Below are 20276 nucleotides of genomic sequence, written 5' to 3' on the forward strand. Positions count from 1 at the left end.
GGGTTAACAGCTCACATCGATACACAGGTATTTCAGCTCCAGATATTCTTCAATCCCGTAACGCGATCCTTCACGTCCGAGCCCTGACTGCTTCACGCCGCCAAAAGGTGCCACTTCATTAGAAATCAGCCCGGTATTGATGCCGACCATGCCGTATTCCAACGCCTCCGGCACTCGCCATTGACGCGAGGCGCTCTGCGTGAACAGATAGGCGGCCAACCCGAACTCGGTATCGTTGGCCATGGCGATAGCTTCCGCCTCGTCATGGAAACGGAACAGCGGTGCCACCGGGCCAAAGGTTTCCTCTTTGGCGAAGCGCATTTTCTGCGTCACGCCAGTCACCACCGTAGGCTGGAAGAAGGTGCGACCCAGTTCGTGCGGCTGACCGCCGATAGCGATTTGCGCGCCCTTGATCAATGCATCGTCGATATGGCTCTGCACTTTTTCCACCGCATCCTGGTCAATCAACGGGCCCTGAGTGGTGCCCGCCTGACTGCCGTCACCGACCTTCAGTTGCTCGACCGCCACCACCAGCTTATCCACCAGCCGGTCATAGATACCGTCCTGCACGTAGATGCGGTTGGCGCAGACGCAGGTCTGGCCGCTATTGCGGAATTTGGAGGCCATAATGCCCGCCACGGCCGCGTCCAGATTGGCGTCGTCGAAAACGATCACCGGCGCATTGCCGCCCAGCTCCAGCGATAGCTTTTTGATGGTTGGCGCGCACTGCGCCATCAGAATGCGGCCGACCTCGGTCGAACCGGTAAAGCTCAACTTGCGCACCACCGGGCTGTCACACAATACTTTACCCACCTGAGCGGCATCGCCGGTCACGATCTGCAGCACCCCCGCCGGAATGCCGGCGTCCTGCGCCAGCTTGCCCAACGCCAGCGCGGTCAGCGGCGTTTGTTCGGCCGGTTTAACGATAATTGCGCAACCTGCCGCCAGCGCCGGCGCCACCTTGCGGGTGATCATCGCCGCCGGGAAGTTCCACGGAGTGATCGCCGCACAAACGCCGATGGGCTGTTTTACCACCACCAGACGTTGTGAAGCCTGCGGCGCTTGCAGTACCGCGCCGTCCACTCGCTTGGCTTCTTCAGCAAACCAGGTGATAAACGATGCGGCATAGGCCACTTCACCGCGCGCTTCCGCCAGCGATTTGCCCTGCTCCGCGGTCATCAACTGGGCCAGATCTTCCTGCGCCGCCAGCACCTTGTCGGCCCAGGTCAGCATCAGAGCGGAACGCTGTTTGGCGGTCAGTTGTTTCCAACCTTGCTGCGCAACCTGCGCAGCGTTAATCGCCTGTTGAGTTTCTTCGCCGCTGACTAACGGAATACTGGCCAGCTCAACGCCGGTCGCCGGATTGATGACCGCTTCACGTTTACCGCTCAGCGCATCGCACCACTCGCCGTTAATCAGGCACTGGCTGCGCAGCAGCTCGGGGTTATTCAATTTCATACCGGTCACTCCTTATTGAGCCAGCGCGCGGGAAAGAATGCCCAGCGCATTGGTGAACTGGTCTTCAGGAATGGTCAGTGGGTACAGGAAGCGGATCACGTTGCCGTTAACACCGCAGCTCAGCAGCAGCAGGCCTTCTTCCAGCGCTTTCTGTTGCACCTGGCGGGTGATCTCGGCCGAGGGTTTGCCGGTCTTGGGATCGTTGAACTCTACCGCCACCATCGAACCCTGCGCACGAATATCCGCAATCGCCGGGCTGCTCTGGCGTGCCTGCTGCAGCACCTCCACCAGATGCTGGCCCAGGCGTTGAGAACGTTGGCACAGTTGCTCTTCTTCAATCACATCCAGCACCGCCAGCGCTGCCGCCACCGCCAGCGGGTTACCGGCATAGGTGCCACCCAGCCCGCCCGGTGCCGGGGCATCCATCACCTCTGCACGACCGGCTACGGCCGACAACGGCATGCCGCCCGCCAGGCTTTTCGCCATGGTGATCAGATCGGGTTTGACGTTGTAATGATCCATGGCAAACAGCTTGCCGGTACGGGCAAAACCGGTTTGCACTTCGTCGGCAATCAGCAAAATGCCGTGTTCGTCGCACAAGGTGCGCAACGCCTGCATAAACTCGGCCGGTGCGACGTTGAAACCACCTTCACCTTGCACCGGCTCCAGCACGATGGCCGCAACCTGCTTGGGATCGATATCCGCTTTAAAGATACGCTCCAGGCTGTTCATCGCATCTTCGGTGGTCACGCCGTACAGCGCATTCGGATACTGGCCGTGGAACACCGAGCCCGGGAATGGCCCGAAGCCCAGTTTGTAAGGCGCCACTTTGCCGGTCAGCGCCATGGTCATGTAGGTGCGGCCGTGGAAGCCGCCGCCGAAGGTGATCAGACCCGGACGGCCAGTGTGGGCGCGGGCAATTTTGACGGCGTTCTCTACCGCTTCCGCCCCCGTGGTGAAGAACGCGGTTTTACATGGTCCTTCGATCGGCGCACGCTGGTTGATGCGCTCGGCCAGCGAAACGTAGCTTTCGTAAGGGACAATCTGGTAAGCGGTATGGGTGAAGGCCTTCAGCTGCTTCTCAATGGCAGCGATCACCTTCGGGTGACGGTGTCCGGTATTCAACACGGCGATACCGGAGGCAAAATCGATAACTTCATTCCCTTCGACATCCCACAGCGTGGCGTTCTCGGCGCGTTCGGCGTAAAAGCCGCACATCACGCCGACCCCACGTGGGGTGGCATCCTGACGACGTTGATTCAATTCTGCGTTTTTCATGTTGTTCTCTCCAGTCGGTAGTCGGTGCCAGCTAAACGGTTTGTTCACATTCGTGAAACAATGACGTTTATTTACACAGGATGTGGCCCTATAATCGAGAGCCAGTTACGATTAATTGAGGGATCCAATTGCGCTCACTGAGTGGTGACCTGCTGTTGCAACGTCTTGGCGAACAGCCGGATGATAAGCTGCATAAGCGGCTGTATAATGCGATCCGCACCAGCATTTTGGACGGTAGCCTGCCGCCCTCCAGCCGCCTGCCCGCCTCACGGGATTTAGCCCAGGAGCTCAGCCTCTCTCGTAACACTGTGTTAACCGTTTATGAACAACTCTTGGCGGAAGGCTATATCCTGGCGCGCGCCGGAAGCGGCACATTTGTCGCCGAAACCGTCCCGGACAGCTGTTTATCCACCGTCAGCACGCCAGCAGGCAGTGACGGGGAACAGCGGCGGATTGAACTGTCAGCGCGCGGTGCCACCCTGCTGCACCACGCCAGCGCCAGCCCCAAACAGTGGGGCGCCTTTATCCCCGGCGTGCCTGACGTCAATGCTTTCCCACACCAGTTATTCAGCAAGATCCAGGCGCGTATCAGCCGTCGTCCGGCCCCGCAGAAGTTGACCTACAGCAACCAGGGCGGCAGTCCGGAGCTGCAGCATGCGCTGGTGGACTATCTGCGCGTAGCGCGCTCGGTACGCTGTTCGCCAGAGCAAATTCTGATTACCGAAGGCATCCATCAGGCGATAGATCTGGTGACGCGCCTGCTGTGTAATCCGGGCGACGACGCATGGATTGAAGAACCGGGCTATTGGGGGATCCGCAATATCCTGCGGATGAACGACGTGAATATCTGCCCGTTGGCGGTGGATGAAGCCGGTATGGTGCCACCGGAACAGCCTACCGAGGCGCCGCGGCTGATTTTCGTCACGCCGTCGCACCAGTACCCACTGGGATCGGTGATGAGCCTGGCGCGTCGGCAACGGTTATTGGCCTTGGCGCGCAACGCCGGCAGTTGGATTGTTGAAGATGACTACGACAGCGAGTTTCGCTTTTCCGGTCAGCCGATCCCGGCGTTGCAGGGCTTGGAAGCCGACGCGCCGGTGATCTATATCGGCACCTTCAGCAAAACGCTGTATCCGGCGCTGCGACTGGGTTATGTGGTGTTGCCGAAACCGCTGATGGCGGCGCTGAAAACCGCACATGCAGAGCTGTATCGCGGCGGCCATTTGCTGATCCAGACCGCGCTGGCGCAGTTTATTCAGGAAGGCCACTACAGCGCACATATCCGCCGCATGCGCCTGCTGTATGCCCGGCGGCGCGCCTTCCTAACCGGTCTTATCGAGCAGCATCTGGGTAAGCAGTCCCTGAGTGAATTCAATAACAATGCCGGGCTGCACCTGATCCTCAACCTGCCGGACCAGGCGGACGATGTGGCAATTGCCGCCGCAGCCAATACGCGTGGCGTACTGGTACGGCCGCTGTCGCGGTACTACATGTTGCCCAACCATCGCCGCGGCCTGCTGATGGGCTTTGCCTGCGTACCAGAAGAGCAGATGGCCGCCGCTTTTACCCTGCTGTTGGAGTGCATCCCCCCTGAAAACAGAAGGCAGCCCTAAGGCACGAATGAGCTTCATAAGCTCTGGAGGTGCCATTCCCCCGCCTGCCACTGCAAACGATGGGTCAATTTCAGCGCCTGCAGGAAGTTTTCATCATGAGAAACCACCAGCATCGCGCCGGGGAAGCTGGCCAGCGAAGCCTCGATTGCCAGTGACGACGCCAGATCCAAATGGTTAGTCGGCTCATCCAGCAACAACAACTGCGCCGGTTCCCGACGCCACAGCATGCAGGCCAGCGCCGCCTTCAGTCGTTCGCCGCCGCTCAGCACCGCCATCGGCAACAGTACGCGTTCGGCGTTTAGCTGCAACTGCGCCAATTGACTGCGTACCGTCCCCTCATTGAGCGGTGAATCCTGCAGCCCCAGATGTTCAACCACAGAAAGCGAAAGATCGAGCTGTGAAAGGGTTTGATCGAGGTAAGCCGTCGACAGTGGGCAGTGACAACTCCCCGCTTTGGCCGCCAACTGCCCCAGGATCACCTTCAGCAACGTGGATTTTCCGCAGCCATTTGGGCCGGTCAGCGCCACGCGCATCGGGCCATCAATGCGAAAATTCAGCGGCGGCATGGTGATAAAAGGCAGTTCCAACTGTTCGAGTACCAGCACCTGCTTGCCCGCTACCACGGCGCTGCCCGGCAGGGTGAGCATCACCGGGCAGTCGTCTTCCACCCGCTGATAGGCATCGCGCACGGCGGCATCGAGGGCATCCTTCTGGTCCTGATGCTGCTTGCGCAGCGTGCCGAGGCTTTCTTTGGCCGCCGCTTTGTAGGCCACACGCTCAAAAGACGCGATATTGAGCGTATCGACGGTTTTCAGCGTTTGCGCAGAGCGCCGTTGGCTGATGTCGTGTTCTTTCTGCTGCCGGGCCCGGGTGCGCCGACGTTCCTGGCGCGCGTGTTCCAGCCCGGCTCGTGCGGCCTGCTGATCCAAATCACGCTGGCGGCGATAGTCGTCGTAGTTGCCGCCGTAGCTGTGCAGTGCGCCCGGCGTCAGTTCGACAATGCGCTGCATACGCGCCAACAGCTGCCGATCGTGGCTGGCCACCAGCAAGCCCCCACGCCACTGTTCCACCTGTTGATACAGCCAGTCGCGGCCCCGGCCGTCGAGGTGGTTGGTCGGTTCGTCGAGCAACAAAAAATCCGCGTTGCTCAGTATCGCCCCACACAGCGCGGCACGCATTCGTTCACCGCCGCTCAAATCGCTCACGGGGCGTTGCGCATCGAACGCCGGTAGCCCGGCGGCGACAAAGGCAGCCTGCAGACGATCGCGCAGATCCCACTGACCTTCCAAAAGATCGAGATCGTCCGCCAGCGGTTGCCCCTGCTCAAGGCGGGCCAATGCGGCAAATATCTCACCGTAGCCCAGCAGTTGGGCCAGCGTAGTCTGTGGGGAGAGCTCCGGCTGTTGCGCGACGTAAGCCAGCGATGCATGGGATTCAACATGTCCGCCACCGGAATGATCCAGTCCGGCGATCAAACGCAGCAAGCGCGTTTTGCCGACGCCATTGCGCCCAACCAGGCCACAGCGTTGCTGATCGAAAGTCAAATCCAAGGGACCGAACAGCGTTTCGCCGTCAGCGAACTGGCAGATCAGGTGATGTAAAACAAAATGAGGGGATTGCGCAAAATGAGCCATAAGCACTCCTGAATGAAATCAAAACATCCCCACAAGGCACCGGTGTGCGCAACGTGGGACAAGATATCAGCAGGCGTGTGTGTTCATTTTCGGTGATGGCTCCGTAGAGAGAGGAAATTTATGACGAACAAATGCTAACCCATTTGTTGTTCACCATGCAAACAGAGGCACAGATTCATGACATCTATCACATTCAGCGCAACGCAGATTCCCAACGACAGAGACAACGGCTAGATTTATCTCATCCGACCACTTGAGGTCGCACATAATAATAACTACAGATCATACCCAATAGCTTTCACGCGGCAGCGAGGCAGCAAGTTCGCGAGTCTCCAGGAGCTTACTCAGGTAGGTGACTGGGGTGAGCGAATGCAGCCAACAACGCTGCAGCTTGAAAGATGAAGGGGATGAATGATGGAGACTGCAATGAGCAATTACCCACACCTGCTGGCGCCGCTGGATCTCGGCTTCACCACCCTGAAAAATCGGGTGCTGATGGGATCGATGCACACCGGCCTGGAAGAACTGCCGAATGGCCCCGAGCGCATGGCCGCTTTCTATGCCGAGCGCGCCGCAGCCGGCGTGGCGTTGATCGTCACCGGCGGCATCGCCCCCAATGAAAAAGGTGTGGTCTATCGCGGCGGCTCAACCCTGAGCCACCCGGAGCAGGTCGACCATCACCGCATCGTCACCGACGCCGTCCACAAGGCCGGCGGTAAAATTGCGCTGCAGATCCTGCATGCCGGTCGCTACAGCTACCAGCCGCAGCCGGTAGCCCCCTCCGCGCTACAGGCGCCGATCAATCCCTTTACTCCTACCGCACTGAGCGAAGCGGACATTCTGCAAACTATCGCAGACTTCGCGCAGTGCGCGGCTTTAGCTCAACAGGCAGGTTATGACGGCGTCGAGGTGATGGGTTCCGAAGGCTATCTGATCAACCAGTTCCTGGTCGCACGCACCAACCAGCGTGATGATCAATGGGGCGGCAGCTTCAGCAACCGCATGCGTTTTGCCGTGGAGATCGTCCGGGCGGTACGCCAGGCGGTCGGCCACGAATTTATCCTGATTTATCGCCTTTCGATGCTCGATCTGGTTGAGGATGGCTCCAGTTGGCAGGAAATCGAACAGTTGGCGCTGGCCGTTGAGCAAGCCGGGGCCACTATTATCAACACCGGCATTGGCTGGCATGAGGCGCGTATCCCCACCATCGCCACCATGGTACCGCGAGCAGGATTCAGTTGGGTGACCCGCAAGCTAATGGGTAAGGTACGCATTCCGCTGATCACGACCAACCGCATCAACGACCCGGCGGTAGCCGAGCAGGTCTTGGCCGACGGCTGCGCCGACATGGTATCAATGGCGCGTCCGTTCCTGGCCGACGCCGCTTTTGTGCAGAAAGCCGCCGAAGGGCGTGCCGATGAGATCAATACCTGCATTGGTTGTAACCAGGCTTGCCTCGACCAGATTTTTGAAGGCAAGCTCACCTCCTGCCTGGTGAACCCTCGAGCCTGTCGCGAAACCGAGATGCCGCTGGTGGCAACGGAGAAGCCGAAAAAGCTGGCGGTGATCGGAGCCGGGCCGGCCGGATTGGCCTTTGCCACCACCGCAGCCAGCCGCGGCCACCGGGTGACGCTGTTCGATGCCGCCGATCAGATTGGCGGCCAGTTCAATATCGCCAAGCAGATCCCCGGTAAAGAGGAGTTTCATGAAACGCTGCGTTATTTCCGTCGCCAATTGACGCTGCAAGAGGTCGATGTGAAGCTCGGCACCTGGGTGACGGCGGCCGATCTGGCGGAGTTCGACGAAGTGATCCTTGCCTGCGGTATTGTGCCGCGTACCCCGGCGATCCCCGGCATCGACAACGCCAAAGTGTTGACCTATCTGGATGTGCTACGCGATAAAAAGCCGGTCGGCCAGCGCGTGGCGATTATCGGTGCCGGCGGCATCGGCTTCGATACCGCCGAATACCTCAGCCAACACGGGGTGTCGAGCAGTCTGGATCCGGCGGAATTTAACCGTGAATGGGGTATCGATGACCAGCTTAGCCAACGCGGCGGGCTGGCGGTGCAGGGGCCAGTGGTTGCCCGCCCTGCTCGGCAGATCTACCTGCTGCAACGCAAAACCAGCAAAGTGGGCGAAGGCCTGGGGAAAACCACCGGTTGGATCCACCGCACCAGCCTGGCGATGCGCGGTGTAAAAATGCTCAACAGCGTGAACTACCAACGCATTAATGATGAAGGCCTGCATATTTCACGCGCCGAACAGGAAAGCTGCCTACCGGTGGATACGGTGATTATCTGCGCCGGACAGGAACCCAGACGCGAACTGCAGCAACCGCTGCTGGAGATGGGAAAAACCGTGCATTTGATTGGGGGTGCGGACGTCGCCGCCGAGCTGGATGCCCGCCGCGCTATCGATCAGGGCACGCGGCTGGCAATGGCACTTTAATTCGCTAATCATGGAGGGGCGCATTCACCGCGCCCCTCGGTCAATCAGTAACGTGCGCCGGATTTCACCGCTCTGAGGATCACAAATTTCTTGTTAGATGCCACAACGGTGCAGTTGCCAAACAGGCGCTTCAGCTTATGGTGATAATCCAGATGACGGTTGCCGACGATGCGCAACTCGCCACCGACCTGCAGGCAACGCTTGGCGTCGCAGAACATCTGCCAGGCGGTGTGATCGGTGATCGCATGCTGTTGGTGGAACGGTGGGTTGCACAGTACCGCCTGCACGCTTTCACGCTCAATCCCCGCCAGTGAGTTGTTCACCTCAAACTGACAACGATCCAGATCCTGCGGCAGGTTGTGCTCTACGTTCAACTCGCTGGATGCCACCGCCATATAAGACTCATCGACAAACGTCACCTGAGCCTGCGGGTTCTGCGCCAGTGCCGTCAGGCCAATCACGCCATTACCACAGCCGAGATCGACAATATGCCCTTCCAGATCCTTCGGCAGATGCTCCAGGAACAGGCGCGCGCCGATGTCCAGATTGCTGCGCGAGAACACGTTGGCATGGTTGTGGATAAGCCAATCCGTACCGTCCAGCGTCCAGTTGGTGGTTTCCGGGGCCGCCGGCGGCACAATGTCCGTCACTTCGCAGTGGATCAGGCGCGCTTTCTTCCATGCCAGGCTGGTGCGCGTTGGGCCAAGCACCTTTTCAAACAGCTGCATGGTCGAGGTGTGAACGTCACGCGCCTTGGCTCCGGCGATAATGACCGTATCCGGCGCCACCACGTTGCGCAACGAGCGCAGTTGCTGTTCCAGCAGTGCCAGCGCTTTAGGAATGCGGATCAGCACCACTGCCGGTGATGCAGGCAGTTCGGCCAGGCTGTCCAGCAGCGTCACCTGCTCTGGATCCAGTTCATTGAGCTTCAGGTTATGGCGCGTTGCCAACTGACTCATGTAGGAATCGCTGATGCTGTAAGGCTGATAAGCGTGCAATGCGCAGGCCAGCGTGCCGAAGTTGTCGTTGAAAATCAGCACCGGACGATCGCCAATGTTTATATTTTCAAGCTGTTGCAGCAGATATTCGTCCGCCGCTTCCCACGCCTGCAGTTGGGTGGATTCTTCCTGTTGGGGATAACGTTCCAGCTCAAGTTGCTGTGTTCCCAGATCGAGTTGGCTCATTGCCCCTCCTGACTGATAAAATTTGGGCTGTTTATCCCCTAAAAACGTCCGGCAGTAAAATGTTTTTTCGGATAAATTGCGCATTAACTCGCATCGTGGAAAGCCAATCCCGCTTTTCACTCCTCAAAGCTATAGCATTCATTCCGCTTATTCTGAACTGGACAATTTTTAATCTGACTTGATGTAACTTTAAATGTTACACTCATTCACCCAATGGAATGGGGATGAAAATGATTTCATCGTTCCGAGACGGATACCTGGCGCAATTCTATAGGGAGGGTCGGCGCGATCGTTTGATCCCCTCGACCATTGAGCGCCAACTGGCCAGAAAACTCGATATGCTGGCTGCTGCGCAAAAAGAATGTGATTTACATAACCCGACCGGTAATTATTACAAACGTCTGTCCGGCCCCTTTCAAGGCTGGTCCAGCATGCGGGTGAATCTTCAATGGCGATTAATGTTTCAATGGCGCCACGATGCGGCTGAGCAGATTTATTTGGATCCGCACCAAGATACCTAGCAACGGAGAACCTATGTTAGAGACTACAAGCCGGAAACCCACTACGGTGGGGGAAGTGCTGCAAGAGGAGTATTTAACACCGCTGGGCATTGGGCAGGAGGATCTTGCAAAGGTCTTGGGTGTCACCCGTGCCACGGTAAATCGCTTGTGCAATGGACATCGTCGTCTAAGCGTTGCGGAAGCGAACTTGTTCGCCGATCTGTTCGAAACCACCGCCGATTTCTGGCTAAACCTGCAAGCGGCCCACGACCGTTGGGAAGCCCGACAGGCCAATGTACAGCGCGAGCGTCTGCGTCCGATTATGGAAATATTGGGGCGTAATATTACTCATGCGTGAAATCGAACTGACCTACCTGCAGGGCTACCCTGAACATCTGCAAAGCCAGGTGCAGCAGCTGATCGACCAACGACGCCTGGGGGATGTGCTGTTGCAGCGCTATCCGCAAGTGCATGACTGCACTACCGACAAGTCGCTTTATCAGTTTACCGTCGATCTGAAAAACCAGTATTTGCGCAACGCTCAACCGCTGAGCAAGGTGGCTTACGACGGTAAAATTCAGGTGATGAAACACGCGCTGGGCATGCACACCGCCATTTCCCGCGTGCAGGGTGGCAAACTGAAGGCCAAGGCGGAAATCCGCGTGGCGACGGTCTTCAAGCTGGCGCCTGAGCCGTTTTTGCGCATGATCGTGGTACATGAGTTGGCGCATCTGAAAGAGAAAGACCACAACAAGGCCTTCTACAGCCTGTGCTGCCATATGGAACCCAATTACCATCAGTTGGAGTTCGACACCCGGCTGTATCTGACCCACCTCTCCGTGTTTGGCGATCTGTATGCATAGCGAGATTCGCCTTCTGTAAATGCCGTGATAATCTGATTCTTTCTACCCTGTGCGACGCGTGAAGCGCATAGGGTACAGCGCCTGGGAACCGGAGATATCTATGATTCGCTTTGCCGTTGTGGGCACCAACTGGATTACGGAACGCTTTATCGACGCCGCGCACGAAAGCGGCAAGCTGAAATTGACCGCCGTCTATTCGCGCAGGCTGGAAAAAGCGCAGGAATTTGGCGCCAACTACCACGTCAGCCTGTTTTTCGATTCCCTTGAAGCATTGGCCCAATCTGATGCCATCGATGCGGTTTACATCGCCAGCCCCAACGCCCTTCACTGCCAACAATCGCTGCTGTTCCTCAGCCATAAAAAGCATGTGATTTGCGAAAAGCCGCTGGTGTCCAACCTGCGTGAAGCCGAAAAGCTGGTGGCCTGCGCGCGTGAAAATCAGGTGGTGCTGTTCGAAGCTTTCAAAAGCGCTCATCTGCCGAATTTCCTGGCCCTGCAACAGGCGTTGCCGCAAATCGGCAGGTTGCGCAAAGCCTTCCTCAACTACTGCCAATACTCGTCACGCTACCCGCGCTATCTGGCCGGCGAGAATCCGAACACCTTCAATCCGCAGTTTTCCAACGGCTCAATCATGGACATTGGCTATTACTGCCTGGCCAGCGCCGTAGCCCTGTTCGGCGAACCGAAATCGGTGATTGCCAGCGCGGCGCTGCTGGATACCGGTGTGGATGCCCACGGTACCGCTTGCCTCAACTACGGCGATTTCGACGTCACCCTCTCCCACTCCAAAGTCAGCAACTCGGACATTCCCAGTGAGATACAGGGCGAAGAAGGAACGCTGGTGATTGAGAAAATTTCTGAGTGTCAGGGCGTGGTGCTGACCCCACGCGGCGGCCATCGTCAGGATCTGACCCGTCCTCAGCACATCAATACCATGCTGTATGAGGCACAGGTGTTCGCCGATCTGGTGGAAAAACGACAGGTGGAACACCCGAGGCTGGAGAATTCACTGATTATCGCCCGCCTGCTGACCGAAATTCGCCGCCAGACCGGCGTGGTCTTCCCTGCCGACGGAGAGTGACATGAAACCCTTATTACTGATGCAAACCGGCGATGCCCCAGAGGTTATCCGCCGGGAAAAGGCCAACTTCGACGGCATGTTCTTACAACAGGGGAACATTGATGCCGATCGCGTGCAGATCGTGCACCTTCCCGCAGGCGAGCAGCCGCTGCCGCCGCAAAATTACGCCGGCGTGGTGATCACCGGTTCACCGGCGATGGTGACCGAACGGCTGCCGTGGAGCGAGCAAGCCGCCGAGTGGCTGCGCCAGGCGATGCAGATCCAACTGCCGATCTTCGGTGCCTGCTACGGGCACCAGCTGTTGGCCTATGCGCTTGGCGGTGAAGTCGGTTATCACCCGCAGGGTATGGAAGTCGGCACATTGGACGTCGAATTGCTGCCCGCCGCCGCCAACGACCGGCGAATGGCGATGTTACCGCCGCGCTTCAAGGCCAATCTGATTCACTCGCAGAGCGTTTTGACGCCCCCCGCCGGCGCAGTGCCGCTGGCCCGGTCGCAACAGGATGCCTATCAGATCCTCAGTTATGGCGATCGCGTGCTGACGACCCAGTTCCATCCGGAATTTAACGGCGCGGTGATGCACCAGTATCTGAGCTGGCTCGGTGAACTGTATCCAGAGCAGCAGGCTGCGTATCAGCTTAAGCAACAGCGGGTTAGCGATACGCCGTTCAGTCGGCTGCTGCTGCAGGGATTTGTCGTCAGCCTCGGCGCGCAAAAAGCCCTGGCCGGGTAACTTAATAAACGTTGACCGCTGACATATTTTGCATTACTTTCTGCCGTGCAAAGGGGAGTAACTTCATTGCCGGTCAATCGTCATTACGATGCGCAAGCATCCGGTTACCGGGCAACATGATGTAACGGGCACGATCAGTGCACCTTCATCAACGTTGTAAGTGAGACCTTGCCGGAAGGCGAGGTTTGCTTGCAGCGTTCATAAGAGCGGCTAGCGTCTTCCGACGTTGGCCGTTTTTGTTTTTGAAGGATACCTCTGATGATGAATACCGTTGGCACACCTTGGTTATGGGGCAGCTTTGCCGCCATCATAGTTGTGATGCTCGCAATCGACTTACTGCTGCAAGGCCGCAAAGGCGCACACACCATGACGCTCAAGCAGGCCGCCAGTTGGTCGCTGGTGTGGGTCAGCCTCTCTTTGCTGTTCAACCTGGGCTTCTGGTACTACCTGAACCAAACCGCCGGGCGCGCCGTCGCCGACACCCAGGCGTTGGCCTTCCTCACCGGTTATCTAATCGAAAAAGCGTTGGCGGTCGATAACGTCTTCGTCTGGCTGATGCTGTTCAGCTACTTTGCCGTTCCGGCCAACCTGCAGCGTCGGGTGCTGATTTTTGGCGTCCTGGGCGCGATCGTGCTGCGTACTATCATGATCTTCGCTGGCAGCTGGCTGGTGACCCAGTTCCAGTGGTTGCTGTACCTGTTCGGTGCGTTTCTGCTGTTTACCGGTATCAAGATGGCGCTGGCAAAAGAAGATGACTCGGCGATTGGTGACAAGCCGCTGGTGAAATGGCTGCGCAGCCACCTGCGTATGACCGACAACCTGGAAGGTGAACGTTTCTTCGTGCGCCGCAACGGCCTGCTGTTCGCTACGCCGCTGGTGCTGGTGCTGATCCTGGTCGAACTGAGTGACGTGATCTTTGCGGTCGATAGCATCCCGGCAATTTTCGCTGTGACCACGGATCCGTTTATCGTTCTGACCTCTAACCTGTTCGCCATCATGGGCCTGCGCGCCATGTACTTCTTGCTGGCTAACGTGGCAGAGCGCTTCTCGATGCTGAAATACGGCCTGTCGATTATCCTGATGTTTATCGGCGTCAAGATGTTGATTATCGACTTCTTCCATATCCCGATCGGCGTTTCGCTCGGCGTGGTGGCCGGTATCCTGACGTTAACGTTGGTGATCAACGCCTGGGTTAACCGTCGTAACGACCGTCTGGCCAATCATAAAGCACCATAATCTGTTAGTCGGGGCGGCTTGCCGCCCCGCGATTGTTTGGCAATTCCCCCCAAACGCCAAATGTTATTGCGATCACACAAATGTAATCAGTATGTTATAAAGAGTTGATCCGCGCTCAGAATTTCACCCTCTCCCCTTTCCAATACCCAGGCTTTACTGAATACTGATTCGGCAAACACACTTGGTTACAGATCCCTATAAAGTTGTCCGGTGGCGTTCCCACCGAGGTGACAAAGTCTGTACGCAACATCATCGGGAAAAAGCATTATGCAAAACTTACTACACAGGATCGTACAGGGCAGTCTGGTTAAACAAATCATGATCGGCCTGGTGGCCGGGATTATCGTGGCGTTAATCTCACCGGCAGCAGCTTCTGCGGTGGGCCTGCTTGGCGCCCTGTTCGTCGGGGCACTAAAAGCGGTAGCGCCGGTATTGGTGTTGGTGTTGGTCATGGCCTCAATCGCCAACCACAAGCACGGGCAAAAAACCAATATCCGCCCGATCCTGTTCCTCTACCTGCTGGGGACCTTCGCCGCGGCGCTGGTGGCGGTAGTGGTCAGCTTTATGTTCCCGTCCAACCTGGCGCTGGTGACCGGCAATGCGGATATCAACCCGCCGGGCGGCATTATTGAGGTGCTGAAAGGCCTGCTGATGAGCGTGGTCGCCAACCCGTTCCATGCGCTGATTAACGCCAACTATATCGGCATTCTGGCCTGGGCCGTGGGTCTGGGGCTGGCGCTGCGCCACGCCTCTGAAACCACCAAATCGCTGATTAACGATATGTCACATGCGGTCACCCTGGTGGTACGCGCGGTGATCCGCTGCGCTCCACTCGGTATTTTCGGTCTGGTGGCCTCGACGCTGGCGGATACCGGTTTCGGGGCGCTTTGGGGCTATGCGCAACTGCTGGTGGTGCTGATCGGCTGTATGCTGTTGGTGGCGCTGGTGCTGAACCCGCTGATCGTTTACTGGAAAATCCGTCGCAACCCTTATCCGCTGGTGTTTGCCTGCCTGCGCGAAAGCGGCGTGACCGCCTTCTTCACCCGCAGCTCAGCCGCCAACATCCCGGTGAATATGGAGCTGTGCAAAAAGCTGAATCTGAACGAAGACACCTATTCGGTTTCCATCCCGCTGGGTGCCACCATCAACATGGCTGGCGCCGCCATCACCATTACCGTGCTGACGCTGGCGGCGGTGCATACTCTGGGGATCCCGGTTGATGTGCCCACGGCGTTGCTGCTCAGCGTCGTCGCGGCTATCTGTGCCTGCGGCGCTTCCGGCGTGGCAGGCGGTTCACTGCTGCTGATCCCATTAGCCTGCAACATGTTCGGCATTCCGAACGACGTGGCAATGCAGGTGGTGGCAGTCGGCTTTATCATCGGCGTACTGCAAGACTCCGCCGAAACCGCGCTGAACTCCTCGACCGACGTGCTGTTCACCGCAGCCGCCTGTCAGGCGGAAGATCAGCGTTTAGCAGATGAAGACCCGCTGAAAGTACGTTAATCCCCAAAATGTTCCAGAAGGCGCTCGTGATCGGGCGCCTTTTTTACGACTGTCGCCTTACAATGTCACTCCACTCTTAAAAATCGCCAACTCACGGAAATCATTGGTTTCGTTGCGTGCTGGCTGACCATTGGCAATCGCCACAATCAGATCGACAAACTGCTCCAGCAGACTTTCCATCGGGGTGCCGTGGATCAGTCGACCGGCATCGAAGTCGATCCAGTGCGGCTTCTTCGCCGCCAGTTCGCTGTTGGTTGCCAGCTTCACCGTCGGTACGAAACCGCCATAGGGCGTACCGCGCCCGGTGCTAAACAACACCATATGGCAGCCGGCGCCAGCCAGCGCGCTGGTCGCTACCGCGTCATTGCCTGGCGCACTCAGCAGGTTTAAACCGGGTTGCCGCAGCCGTTCGCCATATTTGAGCACGTCCACCACCTGGCTGTGCCCGGCTTTCTGCGTGCAGCCGAGCGATTTCTCCTCCAGCGTGGTGATCCCGCCAGCTTTGTTGCCCGGCGAAGGGTTTTCATAAATCGGCTGGTTATGGGCAATAAAATACTGTTTAAAGTCGTTAACCATGCTGACGGTCTTGTCGAACGTCGCACGATCGCGACAGCGGCTCATCAGGATCCTTTCGGCGCCAAACATCTCCGGCACTTCGGTCAGTACCGTCGTGCCGCCGTTGGCAATCAGATAGTCGGAAAAACGCCCCAACAGCGGATTGGCGGTGATGCCGGACAGCCCGTCAGACCCGCCGCACTCCAGCCCGAATTTCAATTCACTCAGCTTGCCCGGTTGACGGCGATCATCGCGCATCACCTGGTACAGCGCATGTAGCTGCTCCAACCCAGCCTCTACCTCATCGTCCTGTTGCTGACAGACCATAAAGCGCACCCGCTGATCATCAACCGCTCCCAAGGTACTGCGGAAAACATCCACCTGATTATTCTCGCACCCCAGGCCAATCACCAACACCGCGCCGGCATTGGGATGGCGCACCATGTTTTGCAGCATAGTGCGGGTGTTCTCATGATCTTGCCCCAGTTGGGAGCAGCCAAACGGATGACTGAACAGGTGCACGCCGTCGATCCCCTGCGCATCCTGGGTTTCCTTGAGGAAACGCTGCTGGATCTGTCGGGCAATGCCGTTGACACAGCCAACGGTCGGTATGATCCACAGCTCGTTGCGGATCCCCACTTCCCCACTGCTACGGCGATAAAGCTGTACTTCCCGATCCGCAGCCTGCGGCGGTAATACGGGAAATTGCGGCTGATACTGATAGCTGTCCAGGTCACTCAGGTTGGTTTTGGCATTTTGCGAGTGAATATGCACACCGGAAGCAATCGTCTCCAGTGCATGGCCGATCGGCAGGCCATATTTGATGATTGCCTCACCGGCGGCAATCGGCCGTAGCGCAAACTTATGCCCGCGCGCTACCGGCTGCGCAAGCCGAATTGCCGTGCCGTCCAGCATCAACGTTTCATCGGCCGCCAGATCGCGCAGTGCCACCGCGACATTATCCAGCGAATGAATTTTTACCATGCTTTGCATAAACCCACCTCGGGCAGCGGCTACGCCAGTTCAATGGCGAAATAGTTCTTGGCATTGTCGAAGCAGATGTTTTTCACCATCTCGCCCAGCAGCGCGATATCTGCCGGTGCCTCGCCGTCTGCCACCCAACGTCCCATCATCTGGCAAAGGATGCGGCGGAAGTATTCATGGCGGGTATAAGACAGGAAGCTACGACTGTCGGTCAGCATACCGACAAAGCGGCTCAACAAGCCGAGCTGCGCCAATTGCGTCATCTGACGTTGCATACCGTCTTTCTGATCGTTGAACCACCAGCCGGAACCGAACTGCATCTTGCCCGGCGTACCCTCTCCCTGGAAGTTACCGACCATGGTGGCGATCACTTCATTGTCACGCGGGTTGAGGCAGTACAGGATGGTCTTCGGCAGGCCCCCCTGACGCGCCTGGGCATCCAGCAGGCGTGAAAGTGGCTCCGCCAGCGGTCGGTCATTTATCGAATCAAAGCCGATATCCGGGCCGACGCTGGCCAGCATGCGGCTGTTATTATTGCGCAGCGCGCCGATGTGATATTGCTGCACCCATTCACGGCGTTGATATTCTGCCGCCAGGAACAGCAGCACCGCACTTTTGAATTGGGCGCTCTGCTCTGGCGCAGGTAACTTGCCGCTCAGGCGCGCCGTTAAAATCGCATCCAGTGCAGCTTCATCCGCCTCTCCATAAACCACCACGTCCAACGCATGGTCAGCCACCTTGCAGCCATGGGCGGCAAAATGATCCATGCGCTTTTTCAACGCGTCACACAGCGCGCTGAATCGACCGATATGAATATCGGCTGCCGCTTCCAGCTTTTGCAGATAGTCATTGAAGCCCGGCGCATCGATATTAAACACCTTGTCCGGTCGCCAACTTGGCAACACCTTGATATCGAAACTGCTGTCGGCGGCAATGGCTTTATGGTGGCGCAGATCGTCGACAGGATCGTCAGTGGTGCCGACCATCTTCACATTCATCTGCTGCATGATGCCGCGCGCCCTGAAATCGTCCTGCGCCAGCAGGGCATTGCCGCGCTGCCAGATATCGTCCGCCGTCGCCGGGGAAAGCAGCGTGTCGGTGATACCGAACGGACGACGCAGCTCCAGGTGGGTCCAGTGATAAAGTGGGTTACCCAGGGTATGCGGTACGGTGGCAGCCCAGGCATCGAATTTTTCACGATCGCCGGCATCGCCGGTACACAGCCGTTCTGCCACCCCGTTGGTGCGCATCGCCCGCCATTTGTAGTGGTCACCCTTAAGCCAGATTTCGTATAAATTTTTAAAACGGGTGTTCTCGGCGATCTGTTCCGGTGGCAGATGACAGTGATAGTCAAAGATCGGTTGCTCCGCCGCATAGTCATGATACAAACGCCGGGCGAATTCGCTGCCCAGCAAGAAATCTTCGTTTAAAAACGTCGCCATAGCTGGCTCCTCACCTTGCTTGCCGTTCGACACAGTGTTCAATGCGACAAAGTTATCACACCAATTTTATTGGGCGTCCAGCAAAATATCGCCTTCAGCCAGGGTGCCATGACCCAGAAAAGGCCGTTTACCGGCATTTTTGCGGTCAGATAGCGCCTAAACAGCCCAATCATGCGGCAAACAGTATTGCCGAATTGAAAAATGGCTTTTGTGATATCACTCAACTTTTAAATCTGTATGACAAGTTATTGTCTCGCCACCCAGTCGTGCTTGCGGCGGGAATACGCCGGTCATGAACAGGCCGGCGCAAATCAACGATAAAGGGATAACCCCTTAAAACGCTGACGCCGACAGGGCGCCGCCAATTCAAGACTGGGAGATATTTCGGATGCGTAAAATTAAAGGGTTACGCTGGTACATGATCGGGCTGGTGACCATCGGCACCGTGCTGGGTTACCTGACGCGTAACGCCATCGCCGTCGCCGCGCCCACGCTGGAAGACACCTTACACATCACCACGCAGCAGTATTCTTACATCGTTGCGGCCTATTCTGCCTGCTATACCCTGATGCAACCGGTGGCGGGATATGTGCTGGACGTCTTGGGTACCAAGGTCGGATACGCCATGTTCGCCATCCTGTGGGCGCTGTTTTGCATGGGCACGGCTCTGGCCAACAGTTGGGGCGGGCTGGCATTGGCGCGCGGGGCTGTGGGCATGGCGGAGGCGGCAATGATCCCCGCCGGGCTGAAGGCCAGCAGTGAGTGGTTCCCGGCCAAAGAACGTTCCATCGCCGTGGGTTACTTCAACGTCGGCTCGTCGATAGGCGGCATGCTGGCGCCGCCGCTGGTGGTCTGGGCGATTGTCGCGCACAGTTGGGAAATGGCGTTCATCATTACCGGCGTGCTGAGCCTGATCTGGGCTGTCTGCTGGCTGATTTTCTATAAACACCCGAAAGACCAGAAGAAACTCAGCGACGAAGAGCGCGAGTACATTCTGGGTGGGCAGGAAGCACAGCACCAAACCGGCAACGCCAAGAAAATGTCCGCCTGGCAGATTGTTCGCAACCGCCAGTTCTGGGGCATCGCGCTGCCGCGCTTTCTGGCAGAACCGGCCTGGGGCACCTTCAATGCCTGGATCCCGTTATTCATGTTCAAAGCCTACGGCTTCAACCTGAAAGAGATCGCCATGTTCGCCTGGATGCCGATGCTGTTCGCCGATCTGGGCTGTATCGTCGGCGGTTACCTGCCACCGTTTTTCCAGAAACACTTTAAAGTGAACCTGATTGTTTCACGTAAGCTGGTGGTTACCTTGGGTGCTGTGCTGATGATTGGCCCTGGCATGATAGGCCTGTTTACCAGCCCCTATGCGGCTATCGCGCTGCTGTGCGTCGGTGGCTTTGCCCATCAGGCGCTGTCTGGTGCACTGATTACCCTGTCTTCTGACGTCTTCGGTCGCAACGAGGTGGCCACCGCCAACGGCCTGACCGGCATGGCGGCCTGGACCGCCAGCACCCTGTTTGCCCTGGTGGTCGGCGCCCTGGCGGACACACTGGGCTTCAGCCCACTGTTTGCCGCACTGTCGGTATTCGATATTCTCGGCGCCATCGTTATCTGGACCGTCCTGCAAAATCGCCCCGCTACGCAATCCGAAGAGGCAGTATTGGACCCCTCCCCCGCGCGCCATTAACCCCGCAGCCCGGCCATCGCGCCGGGCGCTCCCCGGAGCCTACTGGCAGCTCTGCCGGATAAGTGGTATAACAAATC

At 57.8% G+C, this 20276-nt stretch carries 16 protein-coding genes; 10 read left to right on the forward strand and 6 right to left on the reverse strand.

Annotation, left to right across the window (positions count from 1 at the left end; translation table 11 throughout):
• Nucleotides 1-3 precede the first annotated feature (3 nt).
• Nucleotides 4-1458, reverse strand: a complete 1455-nt coding sequence (locus AAZT04_RS18160) for an NAD-dependent succinate-semialdehyde dehydrogenase (RefSeq protein WP_262033128.1) — start codon at nucleotides 1456-1458, stop codon at nucleotides 4-6.
• Nucleotides 1459-1470: 12 nt separating this feature from the next.
• Nucleotides 1471-2736: a 4-aminobutyrate--2-oxoglutarate transaminase gene (locus tag AAZT04_RS18165; protein ID WP_129984005.1), complete on the reverse strand. Its 1266-nt coding sequence runs from the start codon at nucleotides 2734-2736 to the stop codon at nucleotides 1471-1473.
• Between the two features lie 128 nt (nucleotides 2737-2864).
• Here AAZT04_RS18165 and AAZT04_RS18170 point away from each other — a divergent pair, with 128 nt between their 5' ends.
• The gene (locus AAZT04_RS18170; protein WP_434681235.1) at nucleotides 2865-4349 is read left to right on the forward strand and encodes a PLP-dependent aminotransferase family protein; all 1485 of its coding nucleotides are present in this window, start codon (nucleotides 2865-2867) and stop codon (nucleotides 4347-4349) included.
• A gap of 14 nt (nucleotides 4350-4363) precedes the next feature.
• Here AAZT04_RS18170 and AAZT04_RS18175 read toward each other — a convergent pair whose 3' ends face one another.
• Nucleotides 4364-5983 (reverse strand): ABC-F family ATP-binding cassette domain-containing protein, encoded by a 1620-nt coding sequence (locus tag AAZT04_RS18175; protein WP_129984007.1) that lies wholly within the window; start codon nucleotides 5981-5983, stop codon nucleotides 4364-4366.
• A 426-nt stretch (nucleotides 5984-6409) separates the two neighbouring features.
• On the opposite strand from AAZT04_RS18175, the gene AAZT04_RS18180 reads away from it, so the two are divergent.
• A complete protein-coding gene (locus AAZT04_RS18180) occupies nucleotides 6410-8431 on the forward strand; it encodes an FAD-dependent oxidoreductase (protein WP_434681237.1) in 2022 nt (673 codons plus the stop codon).
• Between the two features lie 44 nt (nucleotides 8432-8475).
• Here AAZT04_RS18180 and rlmG read toward each other — a convergent pair whose 3' ends face one another.
• A complete protein-coding gene (gene rlmG / locus AAZT04_RS18185) occupies nucleotides 8476-9615 on the reverse strand; it encodes a 23S rRNA (guanine(1835)-N(2))-methyltransferase RlmG (RefSeq protein WP_020831785.1) in 1140 nt (379 codons plus the stop codon).
• Between the two features lie 224 nt (nucleotides 9616-9839).
• Here rlmG and AAZT04_RS18190 point away from each other — a divergent pair, with 224 nt between their 5' ends.
• The 7 genes from AAZT04_RS18190 (at nucleotide 9840) to sstT (ending at nucleotide 15531) form a co-directional block, all read left to right on the forward strand.
• Nucleotides 9840-10136, forward strand: coding sequence for a type II toxin-antitoxin system RelE/ParE family toxin (locus tag AAZT04_RS18190; protein WP_020831786.1), 297 nt, complete (start codon nucleotides 9840-9842; stop codon nucleotides 10134-10136).
• Nucleotides 10137-10149: 13 nt separating this feature from the next.
• Nucleotides 10150-10473 (forward strand): HigA family addiction module antitoxin, encoded by a 324-nt coding sequence (locus AAZT04_RS18195; RefSeq protein ID WP_041414990.1) that lies wholly within the window; start codon nucleotides 10150-10152, stop codon nucleotides 10471-10473.
• Entirely contained in the window at nucleotides 10466-10978 is a 513-nt protein-coding gene (locus tag AAZT04_RS18200) for a M48 metallopeptidase family protein (RefSeq protein ID WP_020831788.1), read from the forward strand. The genes AAZT04_RS18195 and AAZT04_RS18200 overlap by 8 nt, the downstream gene beginning before the upstream one ends.
• A 100-nt stretch (nucleotides 10979-11078) precedes the next feature.
• Nucleotides 11079-12059 carry a Gfo/Idh/MocA family protein gene (locus AAZT04_RS18205; RefSeq protein ID WP_434681240.1) on the forward strand — a complete coding sequence of 327 codons (981 nt, stop codon included), beginning with the start codon at nucleotides 11079-11081 and terminating at the stop codon, nucleotides 12057-12059.
• A 1-nt stretch (nucleotide 12060) separates the two neighbouring features.
• On the forward strand, nucleotides 12061-12792 hold the full coding sequence (locus tag AAZT04_RS18210) for a glutamine amidotransferase (RefSeq protein WP_434681242.1): 732 nt from the start codon (nucleotides 12061-12063) through the stop codon (nucleotides 12790-12792).
• 258 nt (nucleotides 12793-13050) lie between these two features.
• Nucleotides 13051-14028 carry a TerC family protein gene (locus AAZT04_RS18215; RefSeq protein ID WP_020831791.1) on the forward strand — a complete coding sequence of 326 codons (978 nt, stop codon included), beginning with the start codon at nucleotides 13051-13053 and terminating at the stop codon, nucleotides 14026-14028.
• A 267-nt stretch (nucleotides 14029-14295) separates the two neighbouring features.
• Nucleotides 14296-15531, forward strand: a complete 1236-nt coding sequence (gene sstT, locus AAZT04_RS18220; protein ID WP_020831792.1) for a serine/threonine transporter SstT — start codon at nucleotides 14296-14298, stop codon at nucleotides 15529-15531.
• 57 nt (nucleotides 15532-15588) lie between these two features.
• Here the strand turns inward: sstT and AAZT04_RS18225 are convergent, their stop codons facing one another.
• Both AAZT04_RS18225 and uxaC read right to left on the reverse strand, forming a co-directional pair.
• Nucleotides 15589-17079 carry a UxaA family hydrolase gene (locus AAZT04_RS18225; protein ID WP_046372568.1) on the reverse strand — a complete coding sequence of 497 codons (1491 nt, stop codon included), beginning with the start codon at nucleotides 17077-17079 and terminating at the stop codon, nucleotides 15589-15591.
• A 20-nt stretch (nucleotides 17080-17099) separates the two neighbouring features.
• Complete coding sequence (gene uxaC / locus AAZT04_RS18230; protein ID WP_129941639.1) at nucleotides 17100-18512, reverse strand: glucuronate isomerase; 1413 nt, start codon at nucleotides 18510-18512, stop codon at nucleotides 17100-17102.
• Between the two features lie 388 nt (nucleotides 18513-18900).
• On the opposite strand from uxaC, the gene AAZT04_RS18235 reads away from it, so the two are divergent.
• Nucleotides 18901-20199: an MFS transporter gene (locus AAZT04_RS18235; RefSeq protein ID WP_020831796.1), complete on the forward strand. Its 1299-nt coding sequence runs from the start codon at nucleotides 18901-18903 to the stop codon at nucleotides 20197-20199.
• The last annotated feature ends 77 nt before the right edge of the window (nucleotides 20200-20276 follow it).

The organism is Serratia sp. Je.1.23.a (assembly GCF_051129805.1).
In the GTDB taxonomy this organism is placed as follows: Bacteria; Pseudomonadota; Gammaproteobacteria; order Enterobacterales; family Enterobacteriaceae; genus Serratia; species Serratia liquefaciens.